The following is a 14,416-nucleotide window of genomic DNA, read 5'->3' on the forward strand; positions in this document are numbered from 1 at the left end:
GATATTGTCAATTTCGGGACATACTTTCCACAACGTGGCAACAGGCCAACGCCAGCGGAGGATGATGCAAGGGAGGAGGAGAGAGAAATGATTGGCGGAAAACAGTAGGAGTCGAACCTACGGGAGAACGTCTGACGCCCTCCACCGGGTTTGAAGCCCGGCCACATCACCGGATGAGTGTGCTTTCCGCGGTACCTGAACTAGTACTTAGCTCTTGGGCAAGGCTGTGGTGTAGGACCACAACGCTTGCGGGCGTAATAGATGCCCATTGCCAACACGGCGAGTATAACCGACGCGGTCAAAAAATTCCAAAACCTGGATCGCCCGCTTGCGGCCCAGGCCGCTGGCGTCGCGGAAGGTGGCCGCGCCCACGGCGCCATTACCGGCCGGCAAGCCTGCATCCCCTTCCGCCTTGTGCGCCAGTTCCCGCACCAGCTGCGCCAGCTCGGCCAGCGCCGCCTGGTGATAAAACAGGTCGTGCACGACCTGGCTGATCTGCCCTGCCTTGGCAAGTTTGCGCAACAGCCGGCGCGTTTCATCCTCGGCCAGGCCGAAGCCGCGCGCCAGGTCGCGCGTCCACGGGGGATCGGATCGCCCCTGCTCCAGGGCGGCCAGCAAGGGCTCGGCCACCGCCTGCTCCTGCGGCGTCAGTTCCACGCTGTGCGTCGGCAAGTGCAGGCTGGCGCCGCGCGCCAGCACCTCGCCGCGCGCCAGCAAGCCTTCGACCAGGTGGCTCCACAAGGCGTCTTCCATCTCCGCGTCGACGATGCGTTTCAAACGCCACAGTTCCGGCCCCGCCTCGTCGGGCGCGCGCGCGTGGAAGGTTTCCAATGCCGCCAGCACCCGCCCTTCCAGCGCCAGCAACGCCGGCGGCGCCACCAGCAGGGCGTCGCCACCGCGCAGGGCGATACGCCGCGTGTCGGGCGCCAGCGCCAGGGCGTGCGCCGGCAGCAGGGACAGGCGCACCAGCAGCGATTCGCGCAAGCCCAGCGGGCCTTGCGCCAGCAGGGCCGCATAGTCGCCGTGCGCGACAAACGCGGCCAGCGCATCGAGCCAGGCCAGCCTGGCCGGGCTGCGCCGCTTGCGCGCGGGCCCGAACGGATCGAGCACCATGCCGCCGCCCACCGTTTGCGTCGCCTGCGCGTTGCGCACGATGAAACGGTCGCCCGGCACGCCGTGCATGGGAGACTCGAATACCAGTTGTACCCTGCCCGTCTGTCCTGGCGACAGGGTCTCGCCATCAAGCATGACGGCGCGCGCCAGCTGGTGCGCCGCGCCCAGGTGCACGTGCAGCGGCGACCAGGCTTTCAGGTGTACTCCGGCGTCGGGCAGCAGGGTCAGTTCCACGTCGAGGCGCTCGGCACACTGCGCCAGCTCGGGCGCGACGATCCAGTTGCCCCGCTCGATGCGCTCGCGGTCGATGCCTGCCAGGTTCAGCGCCAATCTCTGGCCCGCCATGCCCGTCCCGGCTGCGCGGTTCTGCGCATGGATGCTGCGCACCCGCGCCTGCGCGCCACCGGGCGCCAGCTGCAGCATGTCGCCCACTTGCACCCTTCCCGCCAGCGCCGTGCCGGTGACGATGGTGCCCTGCCCCGACAAGGTGAACACCCGGTCCACGCCGAGGCGGAACAAGCGCCGCTCGTCACGCTGCGGCAGGCTGCGCGCCGCTTGCGTCAGGTGCGCCAGCAAAGCGGCCACGCCGGCATCGTTGTCGCGATTGGCGGCCGTGGGGAAAATCGGGCTGCCGGCCAGCGGCGTGCCGGCCAGCAGCACTTCGATATCCGCTTCCACCTGCGCCACGCGGGCGCCATCGGCGCGGTCGATCTTCGTCAGCGCCACGGCACCCTGCGTCACGCCCAGCAGCTGCAAGATGGCCAGGTGCTCGTGCGTCTGCGGCATGATGCCGTCGTCGGCGGCCACCACCAGCAGGGCGAAATCGATGCCCGTCACGCCGGAAGCCATGGTGCGGATGAATTTTTCGTGGCCGGGCACGTCGATCACGCCCAGCACCGTGCCGTCCGCCAGCGGCAGATAGGCGTAACCGAGTTCTATCGAAATGCCGCGCGCCTGCTCTTCCTTCAGGCGGTCCGTGTGCACGCCCGTCAGCGCGCGCGTCAGCGTCGTCTTGCCATGGTCGATATGGCCTGCGGTGCCGACGATCATGCGGACAACCCGGCAAGCTGCGCGATGAAGGTCGTCTCGTGCGCCGCTTCCAGGCAGCGCAAGTCGAGCCATAGCGTATCTTGCCCGATGCGCCCGATCACGGGGCACGGCAAGGCGCGCAAACGCTGCTCCAGCACGCCCAATGGATTGCTCAGGCGCGAACCGGGCGCGCTGCGAATGGCCAGGCCAAAGCTGGGCAGTTGGTCGACGGGCAAGGCGCCGCTGCCGATCTGGCTTTTCATGGCTTCGGCGCTAACCATATAGGTGGCGCCGAGTACGCTTTGCAACAGCGGCAGCAGGGTTTGCGCCTGCGCGCGCATGGCGGCGGCGGGACGCGTCAAGAGGCGCAAGGTGGTCAGGCGTTCGGCCAGCAAGTCCGGTGCGCGGTACAGCTGCAATACGGGTTCCAAGGCGGCCAGCGTCAGCTTGCCGACCCGCAGCGCGCGTTTCAAGGGGTTGCGCTTGATCTTTGCGATCAGGTCGGCGCGACCGACGATCACGCCGCATTGCGGGCCACCGAGCAGCTTGTCGCCGCTGAAGGTGACCAGGTCGGCCCCCGCTGCTATGGTTTCGCGCACCGTCGTTTCATGCGGCAGGCCGTATTGCGCCAGGTCGACCAGGGTGCCGCTGCCCAGGTCCACGGCGGTTGGCACATGGTGTTTTGCCGCCAGCGGCACCAGTTCGTCGAGCTCCACGCTCTTGGTAAAGCCGGTGATCGCGTAATTGCTGCAATGGACCTTCATCAAGAGGGCCGTGTCGTCATTCACGCCATTCGCATAGTCGGCCAGGTGCGTGCGGTTGGTGCTGCCCACTTCGCGCAGCACGGCGCCGGCGCGCGTCATGACGTCGGGGATGCGGAAGGCGCCGCCGATTTCCACGAGTTCGCCGCGCGAGACGATGACTTCCCTGTTCTGCGCCAGGGTGTTCAGCATCAGCAGCACGGCGGCCGCATTGTTGTTGACGACGGTGGCCGCTTCGGCCCCCGTCAGTTCGCGCAACAGTTCCTCGACGAGGTCGTCGCGGTCGCCGCGCTTGCCCGTTTCCAGGTCGAATTCCAGGTTCATCGGCCACTGCAGCGCTTCCACCACGGCTTGCACGGCGGCGTCGGGCAGCAGCGCGCGGCCCAGGTTCGTGTGCAGCACGGTGCCCGTCAGGTTGAACACGGCGCGCAGTTGCGAGCGCGACTGCGATTGCAGCCGTTCGCCGATTTGCGCGGCGATGGCGGCAATCGACGCGCCCTCTTCGCACACGGCACCCGCCAGCATGGCCGTACGCAATTCGGCCAGCACGGCGCGCGCACAGGCCAGCGTCTGCACGCGGCCATGGTGCGCAATCAGGGCCAGGCAAGCCGTGTCGCCCAGGATGCGGTCTACCGATGGCAGGCGCACGGTTTGCCCCGTCGTCATGACTGCTGGCCCTCGCTGCTGTCGCTCTTCCCCAGCCACAGCAGCGGATTGCCGCTGGCGCGCTGGTAGCCCGCTTCGCCCACCAGCAGGTCGAGCATCAGGCTGGCCAGGTCGTCGGCCAGCGGTTCGACGTTGTAATCGTGTTCCTGGTTGAAGACCTTGCGGTAGGTGTGGCAGTCGTCGCAGGTTTCCGCGCGCGCCACCTTCTTCGGATCGTTCGCCTTGTTGGGCAATTTGTCGTCCTTCGCCGTCACGGGGTCGAACGGCGCGGCGTCGGCAGCGTCCAGGCCCTGGTAGGCGATCTTGCCATTCTGTTCGCAGGTCGAGCACTTCACGCGCACCATATGCCATTCGCTTTCGCAAATGCCGCAGTGCAGGTAGCGGTAGCCCTGCGACCCGCCGCCGATGCGGATCACGCTGGCGACGGGATGCGAACCGCAGACGGGGCACAGGGCGCCCGTTTCCAGGTCCGGCACGCGCGCGGCGCGCAATTCGCTGGCCGACACCGACCATAAAATTTGCAGGGCGGCCGCGACGAACGGCGCATGCATGGGATTGAGGTTATCGCCGTTTTCATCGAGCACGGCATCGGCGCAGGCGTCCAGCGCCGGCGCGTCGAGCGCGCGCAGCTGGGCCAGCACCTGCGTCAGGCCGCCGGACAATGCCGGCTGGCTTGTCGCCGTGGCGGCCAGTTCATCGAGCAGGCTGGCAAAGATGTCGCGCCAGACGGGCGGACGGGCGCCGCTGACGGGCAGCACCGGCATGCGGTGCTGGATGGCGCGGCGCAGCGCGTCCGGGTCGGCGGCAGGCACGGCGCCGGGCGCCAGTCTTCCCGCCACGGCAGCCTGCGCATCGGCCAGCGCGGCCATCAGCACCAGGTAACCCTGCATGCCCGCGTCGACGGGGATGCCCTTGATGTTTCCTTGCGCCAGTTCGCGCAAGCGCAAGGCGCGCGCCTTGAACAGGCTGTCAGGCTGCGGCAGCAGCAGGCGCGGAATCGCGTTGTGGTCCAGGCCTTCGATTTCGCCTGGCTGAAGAATGCGTTGTACCAATGGAGTTTCCCATCAAAAAAGGGGCTGTAAAGTATTCTAATCGATAAAAAGAAAGGGGTCAGTCCTGGGACTGACCCCGGGTAATGCCGGTGTCATCAATATCAAGAACTTAGTCTTTTGTATTGCGAATGACAGCCTCAAACCACTTCGGATGGTGCTTGCGCGCCCAGCCGTAGGTGACGGTGCCGCGCACCATGGCGCCGATCGAACCCTTGACCCACAGGGCCGCATAGATGTGCACGATGATGGAGCAGATGATGCCGAACGCGCACACGGCATGCAGCAGGGCGGCCGCGCGGATGACGGGAATCGGGAAATAGAACGCAAAGTACGCGCGCCAGATCACGATGCCCGACAACAGCAAGCCCACCATGCAAGCGAGCAGCACGAAGAACAGGATCTTCTGGCCGGCATTGTATTTGCCGATCTTCGGAAGCTTTTCTTCGCGGTTGTTGAGCACGTCGTCCATCTGTTTCAGCCACTGCTTGTCGCCGTCCTCGAACTTGTTGTGGTGCCAGAAGCGCACCACGAGGATCGCGAACGAGACAAACATCACCAGGCCGGCAAACGGATGCAGGATGCGCGTCCATTGCCCGCCGCCGAACAGGTTTGCCAGCCACGCCATCGACGGATGGAACATGGCCAGGCCGGACAGGGCCAGCATGACGAAGGTGATGGCGGTCACCCAGTGATTCGTGCGCTCGTTCGGGTCGTAGCGCTGGATCAGCGGGTTGCCATCCTTGTCGCGCAGCTTTCCATCATGCAGATCACTGTGGCTCATGGTCTTCCTCCCGGATGCGCTTGGCCTCTTCCAGCGCTTCGTGCTCTTCGTCCTTGCTCACTTCGTTCGGACCGACACGCGTGTAATGGAAGAAGCCTGCCAGGGCCGTGGCGGCCATGCCGGCCACCGCCAGCGGCTTGGACCAGCCCTTCCAGAAGCCCACCATCGGACTGATGCGCGGACGTTCCGGCAAGTTCGAATACAGCTTCGGCTTGTCCGCATGATGCAGCACGTACATCACGTGCGTGCCGCCCACGCCCAGCGGATCGTACAGGCCCGCATTTTCGAAACCGCGCGACTTCAGGTCGACGATGCGCTCTTCTGCATGCACCTTCATGTCTTCCTTGGTGCCGAAAACGATGGCGCCCGTCGGGCAGGTTTTCACGCAGGCCGGTTCCTGGCCCACGGCCACGCGGTCCGAGCAGAGCGTGCACTTGTAGGCGCGGTCGTCCTTTTTCGAAATGCGGGGCACGTCGAAAGGACAGCCGGCCACGCAGTAGCCGCAGCCGATGCAGTTTTCCTGGTGGAAATCCACAATGCCGTTCGTGTACTGCACGATGGCGCCCGGCGCCGGACAGGCTTTCAGACAGCCCGGGTCCTCGCAGTGCATGCAGCCATCCTTGCGGATCAGCCACTCGAGGTTGCCGTCATTGTTTTCGTGTTCGGCAAAACGCATCACCGTCCACGATTGCGGCGTCAGGTCCGTCGGATTGTCATAGGTGCCATGGTTTTCGCCGACTTCATCGCGCAAGTCGTTCCATTCCATGCACGCCGTCTGGCAAGCCTTGCAGCCGATGCATTTCGACACATCGATCAGCTTGGCCACGGTGCCCGTCACCGGGCTGCGCGCTTGCGGCGGCGTTACCGTGGTAGCCGACAGGCGCCGGATATCTAAGGATTGCAGTGCCATTATTGAGCTCCCATCATGCTTTTTCCACCTTCACGAGGAAGGACTTGAATTCCGGCGTTTGCGAATTCGCATCCCCCACGCCCGGCGTCAAGGTATTGATCAGATACCCCGGCTTGGCCACGCCCGTAAAGCCCCAGTGCAGCGGCAGGCCCACGGTATGCACCGGCTTGCCCTCGATCATCAACGCCTTGATGCGCTTGGTGACGACGGCCTTGGCGATGATGTGGCCCCGCTTGGAACTGACGCGCACTTCGCCACCGGCGACGACGCCGATGCTCTTGGCCAGCTCTTCGCCGATTTCAACGAATTGCTGCGGCTGGATGATGGCATTCAGGCGTGCATGCTTGGTCCAGTAATGGAAATGCTCGGTCAGGCGGTAGCTGGTGGCCACATGCGGATATTCCTCGTGCGTGCCGAACATTTTCCGGTCATCGGCGAACACGCGCGCGGCCGGATTGCTGGTCGCCTGCGGGTTTTTCGGATGCATGGGGTTGTAGCCCAGCGGATTTTCGAACGGCTCGTAATGCTCGGGGAACGGCCCTTCGGCCATGGCGCCACGCGCAAAGAAGCGCGCCACGCCCTCGCCCAGCATGATGAACGGACCCATGCCGTTTTCCGGCGGTTCGTCGACCTTGAAGTCGGGAATATCGGCCCCGCTCCAGTTCGTGCCATTCCACTCGATGAGCTTGCGGGTCGGATCGAAAGGCTTGCCCTTCAAGTCGCACGAGGCGCGGTTGTACAGCACGCGGCGGTTGGCCGGCCACGCCCAGGCCCAGCCCAACGTCTGGCCGATGCCGGTCGGGTCACTATTGTCGCGCCGTCCCATCTGGTTGCCCGCCTGCGTCCAGCTGCCGGCGAAGATCCAGCAACCGCTGGTGGTCGTGCCGTCGTCGCGCAATTGCGCAAACGATGCCAGCTGCTCGCCCTTTTTCACCAGCAGCTTGGTCGCGTCCTTCGGATCGTACAGGTCGGCCAGCGCACGGCCGTTGAATTCGCGGGCGATTTCTTCCGGCTGCGGATTATGCGGCTGCGCATAATTCCACGTCAGGTTGACGATAGGATCGGGGAACTTGCCGCCCTCCTTCTGGTACATGCTGCGCATGCGCAGGAACAGGCCGGACATGATCTCCAGGTCGCTGCGCGCCTGGCCCGGCGGTTCGGCCGCCTGCCAGTGCCATTGCAGCACGCGCGAGGAACTCACCAGCGAACCGCGTTCTTCGGCGAAGCAGCTGGTCGGCAGGCGGAACACTTCCGTCATGATCTTGGTGGGATCGACTTCGTGGTACTGCCCGTGCGCCTTCCAGAATTCGCCCGTTTCCACGGCCAGCGGATCCATGATGACGAGGAACTTCAGCTTCGACAGCGCTTCCGTGACCTTCTGCTTGTTCGGCGCGGACGCCAGCACATTGAAGCCCTGGCAGATATAGCCCGTCATCTTGCCTTGGTGCATGTTCTCGATGGCTTGCATCAAGTCATACGGCTTGTCGAGTTTCGGCAGGTAGTCGAAGGCGTAGTTATTTTCCGCCGTGGCGAAATCACCCCACCACGTCTTCATGAAACTGACGTGGAATTTGCGGTAATTGCTCCAGTAGCTGAGCTGGTTCGGCCGCAGCGGCTTGGTGGCGCGCGCGGCGATGTAGGCGTCGAAGTCCTGCTCGCCCTCGTTGGGCAGGGTCATGTAACCTGGCAACAGGTTCGACATCAGGCCCAGATCGGTCAAGCCCTGGATGTTCGAGTGGCCGCGCAAGGCGTTCATGCCGCCGCCGGCGATCCCCATATTGCCCAGCAACAGCTGCACCATGGCGCCCGTGCGGATGGTTTGCGCGCCCGTCGAGTGGTGCGTCCAGCCCAGCGCGTACAGGATGGTACCGGCGCGTCCCGGCACGGCGGTCGAAGCCAATGCCTCCGCCACCTTGTGGAACTTGTCGGCCGACACGCCGCACGTGCGCTCGACCATCTCGGTCGTGTAGCGCGCATAGTGCTTCTTCATCATCTGGTAGACGCAGCGCGGGTGTTCCAGGGTCGGGTCGACCTTGGCGTAACCATCGTCGCCGATCTCGTAATCCCAGGTGGCCTTGTCCGTGTACTTGCCTTTTTCCTTGTCGAAACCCGAGAACAGGCCGTCCTCGAACGCATAGTCTTCGCGCACGATGAAAGGCATGTCCGTGTAGTTGCGCACGTACTCATGCTGGATCTTGTCGTTCGTCAGCAGGTAATTGATGATCGCGCCGAGGAAGACGATGTCCGTGCCGGTACGCGTGGCGCAGTAGTAATCTGCCACGGATGCGGTACGGGTAAAGCGCGGATCGACAACGATCAGCTTGGCCTTGTTATGCGCCTTCGCTTCCGTTACCCATTTGAATCCGCAAGGATGTGCTTCTGCTGCATTGCCGCCCATGACCAGGATCACATCGGCATTCTTGATATCGACCCAATGATTCGTCATCGCGCCACGGCCAAACGTCGGGGCAAGACCTGCCACCGTCGGTCCGTGTCATACACGCGCCTGATTATCAAAGGTCAGCATCCCCATGCTGCGCACTGTCTTGTGGGTCAGATACCCCACCTCGTTGCTGCCGGCGGACGCGGCAAGCATGCCGGTGGAGAGCCAGCGGTTGACGGTCTTGCCGTCGGCATTCTTTTCGATCAGGTTGGCATCGCGGTCATCCTTCATCAGGCGCGCGATCTTGTCGAGCGCCACATCCCAGGAGATCGGTTGCCATTCCGTGCCGCCCGGTGCGCGGTATTCGGGCACTTTCAGGCGGTTCGGACTGTGGATGAAGTCGACCAGGCTGGCGCCTTTCGGGCACAAGGTGCCGCGGTTCACCGGGTGATCGGCATCGCCTTCCACGTGGATGATGCTGGAAACGGCATTTTTCGCGCCGTCACCCAGCCCATACAGCAGGACGCCGCATCCTACCGAACAGTAGGGACAGGTATTGCGTGTCTCGGTCGTGCGAGACAGCTTGTATTGCCGCACTTCCGCCATCGCCTGGCCCGGTGCGAAACCGAGCAGGGCGAGGCTGGAACCAGCAATGGTCGCGCCAGTTACCCGAAGGAACTGGCGCCTGGACATCTGAACCATATTCAGGCCTCTATGATGTGAGTAAATAAAAAGTCATACGGCGTCGTGGTCGTGTCATATCACCAAGATATAAGCACCATGCCTGTGCCGTATGACAGTATTTTACCCCTCAAACTCCGACAAGGCTTAGTCCACTGGAAAAAATTGCCTTTAGTCAACATTAATTTGACGATACCGAATATTCCCTCTAAACAATGCCAGCCTGCCCGGCACGCTTGCACATCGCTACCCACCATGAAAAAACCCGCTCGCGAGCGGGTTTGGGATGCGTCAGAAAAATGACAAATTACAAGCTGTAGCGCAAGGTCAGCGCCACGTTGCGCGGCGCGCCCGGCAAGCTCAGGTTCGGGCTGGAACCGTGGCCCGAAACGATGTAGCGCGTGTCGCCGATATTGTTGACGTTCAGTTGCACTTCATAGCGGCCCGTGCGGTAAGCGGCCATGGCGTCGGCCGTCACGTAACCTGGCAGCACGACGGTGTTGCCCGGGTTGGCGAAGCGGCTGCCGACGGCATTCGCGCCGCCGCCCACGGTGAAGCCGTGGCCCAGGTCTTTCGTCAGCCACAGATTGGCCGTGTTGCGCGCCGTCAAAGTGGCGCGCTTGCCCTTGATGGCGACGGAACTGGCCGTCGTCGTGCCCGGCGCATTCACGCTGCGGTCGACGGCGATGGAATCGGTGATGGTGGCATCCAGGTAAGCGTAGCCGGCCATCATCTTCCAGCCATCGTGCAAGTCGGCGTTGAAGGTCAGTTCCAGGCCATCCGTACGCTGCGTGCCGACGGGCACGATGCGGTTCGTGATCGGGTCGCTGGTCTTGATATTGTCGCGCTCCAGGCGGAACAGCGACACGGTGGCGTTGGCGCGGCCGCCCCACAGGTCATATTTGGCGCCCACTTCCGTGTTGCGCGTGGTTTCCGGCGCCAGGTCGGCATTGTTGGCGGCCAGGGCGAAGTTCTCGCCGCTCGGCTGGAACGAACGGCTCCACGACGCGTAATACGATTGCGCGGCGCCCGGTTGCCAGACGAGGCCGGCGCGGGGGCTGTAGGCCGAATCCGTGCGTGACAGGTCAGCCGTCGTCACGCCAAGCGCATTGGCCAGGCGCGACTGCTGCTTGTAGCGGTCGTAGCGCAGGCCCGCCAGCGCCTTCCACTCGTCGCTGAAACTGATGGCGTCCTGCACGTAGGCGGCGGCCGTGTCATAGGTGCCGAAGGTATCGCCGCGCGCGCCCAGCTTGCTGCGGTTCACCTGCGGCAGGACGGGGTTGAAGATCGATACATTCGTCGCCACCACGGTCGAAGCCCAGCTCGACGCATCCTTGTTTTGCTTGCCGAACTCGGCGCCGTACAGCACTTCGTGGCGCAAGGTGCCCGTGACCAGCTTTTGCGTCAGTTCCGTCTGGTTAAACCAGCCGCTCTCGTCGCGGTTGAGCTTGGCGTGACCCAGGCTCATCGTGCCCTTGACTTCGTTGACGTTGCCGGAAATGTTAGTGTTGTTGCGGTCCAGGTGGTAATCGTAGTAACGGAAGGCATTGCGCAGCGACAAGCTATCGCTGAATTTGTGCGTCAGGGTGGCGGCCGTGGACACCACGCGCGACTGGCTGAAGTCCGCATCGCGGGCGTTGGCCGCGCCATAATAGGTGCCCGCATCGACGGCGACGGGACGGCCCTGGTAGGATGGAATGCCGAAGTCCGTCAGGCGGCGGTCTTCCAGGTAATCGCCCTGCAGCAGCAGTTTCGTCGCGCTCGACAAGCGGATGGCCACGGAAGGGGCCAGCGCCGTGCGGTTGATGAATTGCTGGTCGCGGTAGCTGTCCGACAATTCGCGCGCACCCGTGACACGCCAGTCCACCGTCTCGCCGACACGGCCCACGTCGACTTCGCCGCGGCGCCCTTTTGTGTTCGTCAGGCTCAGGGCCACGTCCGTGATATCCACGCCCGGTTTTTTGGTGATGCGATTGACCAGGCCACCCGAGGAACCGCGGCCATACAGCACGGCGGCCGGTCCCTTGATCACTTCCAGGCGCTCCACATTCGACAGGTCGCGGAAGTACAGCGCGTCATCGCGGAAGCCGTCGACGAACTGGTCGCCGATGGCCGTGAAGCCGCGGATGAACACCTGGTCGCGCTGGCCGTCGCCCGTGGACAAGCCCACGCCCGGGATATTCTTCATGATGTCCTGGATCGACATGGCGTTCTGGTCGCGGATGACGGCGGCCGGCACCACGTTGATCGTCTGCGGCACGTCGCGCAAAGCCATTTCCGTCTTGGTGCCGCTGGCGGAGGTGGCGGCAACATAGCCATCCTTGTCCTTAGCCGCCGTCACGGTGACGGCGGGCAAGCTTTCCTGTGCCCAAGTAGCCAATGGCGTGGCGCCCAAGGTCAAGGCGCCCAGTACGGCGATGGTGATCGGTTTGAATCCTGGCTTGCGCTGCATACAATTCCCTGGTCGATGTTTTAATACGAATGATTATCATTAGTATTTTATCAGGCAGCCATGCGATAAGTCAGCACTTATGTAAGTGATAGTACTTATAGCGCAGGTACTTGATGTAAAAACACAACAGGAAATCAATATCAAAAAACAATTAAAATTGCTTTGAAAAACTATTTCTCTGCGTCAATGCTATACTTGCGGCTTGCTGGGCAGCGGTCAGCCTGACCGACATGCCCCTTGCTTCACCTCCATCGCCACGCTCAGCGTGGCGCGCCGCACAGCCATCACGCGGCACCCGAAGACCCCGATCCCCTGCGCCTTGCGGCGCCTGTCCGCCCCTGCTGGCGGCGGCGATCATGACTATTAAACTGTTAGGAATTACATGAAAAACCTGAACATCGGCAGCCGCCTTGGCGTCGGCTTTGCTGTCGTATTGCTGTTGCTTGCCGCCTTGACCATCACCGCCCTCGTGCGCATGCAAACGGCCAGCGACCTGACTTACCGTCTCATCAATACCAGCATCAAGAACCAGCGCATGGTGGCCGAATGGTCGAAGATCATTGAACTCAACAGCGTGCGCGGCGTCGCCTCGTTCGAGATCACCGATCCTGTCGTGCGCGCCAAGATCGAGGAAGACTTGAAAGTCGATGCGGAGCGTTCCAGCAAGCTGCAGGATGACATCATCGCGTCCTTGCTCAATCCTGCCGTGATCGAGCAATTCAAGGTCGTGCGCAAGGTGCGCACCGACTACGTGACGACGCGCGCGCGCGCCTTCAAGATGAAGGCCGACGGCGACGTGGCGGGCGCCAAGGTCGTGTTCGACAAGGAAGTGGCACCCATCACCGTGGCCTACCTGGCCGAAGTCAAACGCTTTGCCAACATGCAGATCAAGGCCGCCGACGGCGTCGGCGCCAGCATCATCGAAGCCTACAGCGGCACCCGCATCTTCCTGATCACCATGGGCGTGCTGGCCGTGCTGATGGGCATCGGTTTCGCGTGGTGGATCACGCGCTCGATCACCGGCCCCATCCGCGCTGCAGTGAAGGTGGCGGAAACCGTGGCAGCTGGCGACCTCACCAGCACCATCACGGCACAGGGCCGCGATGAAACGGGCCAGCTGATGCATGCCCTGAAAACCATGAACGACAGCCTGGTGGGCATCGTGGGCCAGGTGCGCAGCGGCACCGATACCATCGCCACGGCCTCCGCGGAAATCGCCGCCGGCAACCAGGACCTGTCGTCGCGCACGGAACAGCAAGCCAGTTCGCTGGAAGAAACGGCCTCGTCGATGGAAGAACTGACCTCGACCGTCAAACAGAACGCCGACAACGCGCGCCAGGCGAATAAACTGGCCGGCGACGCGGCCGGCATCGCCAGCCGCGGCGGCGCCGTGGTGGCCGAAGTGGTCGCCACCATGGGCGAGATCAATACCTCGTCGAAGAAAATCGTCGACATCATTTCCGTCATCGACGGCATCGCCTTCCAGACGAATATCCTGGCCCTGAACGCGGCCGTGGAAGCGGCGCGCGCCGGCGAACAGGGCCGCGGCTTCGCCGTGGTGGCCACGGAAGTGCGCAACCTGGCGCAGCGCTCGGCAGCGGCGGCAAAAGAGATCAAGGGCTTGATCGACGACTCCGTGCAAAAGGTCGATGTGGGCACGGACCTGGTCGACAAGGCCGGCAAGACGATGGAAGAAATCGTGCAAAGCATCGGCTTTGTCACTTCCATCATGAGCGAGATCAGCAACGCCAGCGAAGAGCAGAGCGCGGGCATCGAGCAAGTCAACCAGGCCATTTCCGAAATGGACCAGGTGACCCAGCAAAATGCGGCCCTGGTGGAAGAAGCCTCGGCAGCGGCCGAAGCGATGCAGGAACAGGCGAGCGAACTGGCGCAGGTGGTCAGCGTCTTCCGCCTCGATGCCAATGCAGTAGCGACCGACCGTTTCAGCGTAAAAGCGGCACAGCGCAGCGCAACGCCAACTGCTGCCGCACCAGCCCGCAAGGCTTCGGCCCCTGCCCTGCGCCTGCCCGCGACGCGCGCCAGCAGCAAGGCAACTGCGCCGGCCGAAGGCGAGTGGGAAGAGTTTTAAATCTGCTTAAGCAAGCCGTGCGGCATCAAGCCGCACGGGCTTGCGCTTTGGCGATCAGTACCGCCAGCTCGCGCGGCACGGATTGCCCCAGAAATTCCAGCGCCAGCGCCTCCGGATCGATGGCGGCGTCCGCTGGCAAGCCATGCTCGAAGCCGCCCACCATGGTGCGGCAGAAATGCGGCGATTCCGGCCGCGTTTCCACATACCAGCAACCCGCATGGCCCTGCACGAAGTATTCGCCGATAAAGTAGCCGAGCATGGTTTTCACCCACTGCCAGCTCTCGTCGCGGATGACGATGGTGCGCATGGCAGCATCGATGTAGGGCAGGTATTCAGCCGCGCTGGTCAGCACTTCGTGCGCCGGCTGGATGCCCAGGCGCTCGACGAAATTCACCAGCGAGGCGCCCAGCGCGTCATAGTAGGCGTCGAATCCCGCCTGGCTTTGTTGCAACAATTGCTCTTGTTCGTTCGACAGCATTCCCACTCCACAGACATTCAA

General features: G+C 63.3%; 9 protein-coding genes and 1 tRNA gene. 1 reads left to right on the plus strand and 9 read right to left on the minus strand.

Annotation, left to right across the window (positions count from 1 at the left end; genetic code table 11):
• Positions 1–92: 92 nt before the first annotated feature.
• The 8 genes from CSQ91_RS11355 to CSQ91_RS11390 all read right to left on the minus strand — a co-directional run bounded on the left by CSQ91_RS11355 (position 93) and on the right by CSQ91_RS11390 (position 11,828).
• Positions 93–188 (minus strand) — tRNA-Sec (locus tag CSQ91_RS11355).
• Positions 189–207: 19 nt separating this feature from the next.
• On the minus strand, positions 208–2,163 hold the full coding sequence (selB, locus tag CSQ91_RS11360) for a selenocysteine-specific translation elongation factor (RefSeq protein WP_099388296.1): 1,956 nt from the start codon (positions 2,161–2,163) through the stop codon (positions 208–210).
• On the minus strand, positions 2,160–3,569 hold the full coding sequence (gene selA, locus CSQ91_RS11365; RefSeq protein WP_099388297.1) for an L-seryl-tRNA(Sec) selenium transferase: 1,410 nt from the start codon (positions 3,567–3,569) through the stop codon (positions 2,160–2,162). Before selA ends, selB begins: the two co-directional genes overlap by 4 nt.
• On the minus strand, positions 3,566–4,621 hold the full coding sequence (fdhE, locus tag CSQ91_RS11370) for a formate dehydrogenase accessory protein FdhE (protein ID WP_099388298.1): 1,056 nt from the start codon (positions 4,619–4,621) through the stop codon (positions 3,566–3,568). The genes selA and fdhE overlap by 4 nt, the downstream gene beginning before the upstream one ends.
• A 109-nt stretch (positions 4,622–4,730) precedes the next feature.
• Positions 4,731–5,402 (minus strand): formate dehydrogenase subunit gamma, encoded by a 672-nt coding sequence (locus CSQ91_RS11375; RefSeq protein WP_034779204.1) that lies wholly within the window; start codon positions 5,400–5,402, stop codon positions 4,731–4,733.
• On the minus strand, positions 5,389–6,312 hold the full coding sequence (gene fdxH / locus CSQ91_RS11380; RefSeq protein WP_034779207.1) for a formate dehydrogenase subunit beta: 924 nt from the start codon (positions 6,310–6,312) through the stop codon (positions 5,389–5,391). Before fdxH ends, CSQ91_RS11375 begins: the two co-directional genes overlap by 14 nt.
• 13 nt (positions 6,313–6,325) lie before the next feature.
• Positions 6,326–9,397 (minus strand): formate dehydrogenase-N subunit alpha, encoded by a 3,072-nt coding sequence (fdnG, locus tag CSQ91_RS11385; RefSeq protein ID WP_092605954.1) that lies wholly within the window; start codon positions 9,395–9,397, stop codon positions 6,326–6,328.
• 286 nt (positions 9,398–9,683) lie between these two features.
• Complete coding sequence (locus CSQ91_RS11390; protein WP_099388299.1) at positions 9,684–11,828, minus strand: TonB-dependent receptor; 2,145 nt, start codon at positions 11,826–11,828, stop codon at positions 9,684–9,686.
• Between the two features lie 382 nt (positions 11,829–12,210).
• Here CSQ91_RS11390 and CSQ91_RS11395 point away from each other — a divergent pair, with 382 nt between their 5' ends.
• On the plus strand, positions 12,211–13,917 hold the full coding sequence (locus CSQ91_RS11395) for a methyl-accepting chemotaxis protein (protein WP_070254521.1): 1,707 nt from the start codon (positions 12,211–12,213) through the stop codon (positions 13,915–13,917).
• Positions 13,918–13,942: 25 nt separating this feature from the next.
• Here the strand turns inward: CSQ91_RS11395 and CSQ91_RS11400 are convergent, their stop codons facing one another.
• Positions 13,943–14,395, minus strand: a complete 453-nt coding sequence (locus CSQ91_RS11400; protein ID WP_099388300.1) for a hypothetical protein — start codon at positions 14,393–14,395, stop codon at positions 13,943–13,945.
• Positions 14,396–14,416: the final 21 nt, after the last annotated feature.

Source organism: Janthinobacterium sp. BJB301, assembly GCF_002735685.1.
Taxonomy (GTDB): Bacteria; Pseudomonadota; Gammaproteobacteria; order Burkholderiales; family Burkholderiaceae_D; genus Janthinobacterium; species Janthinobacterium lividum.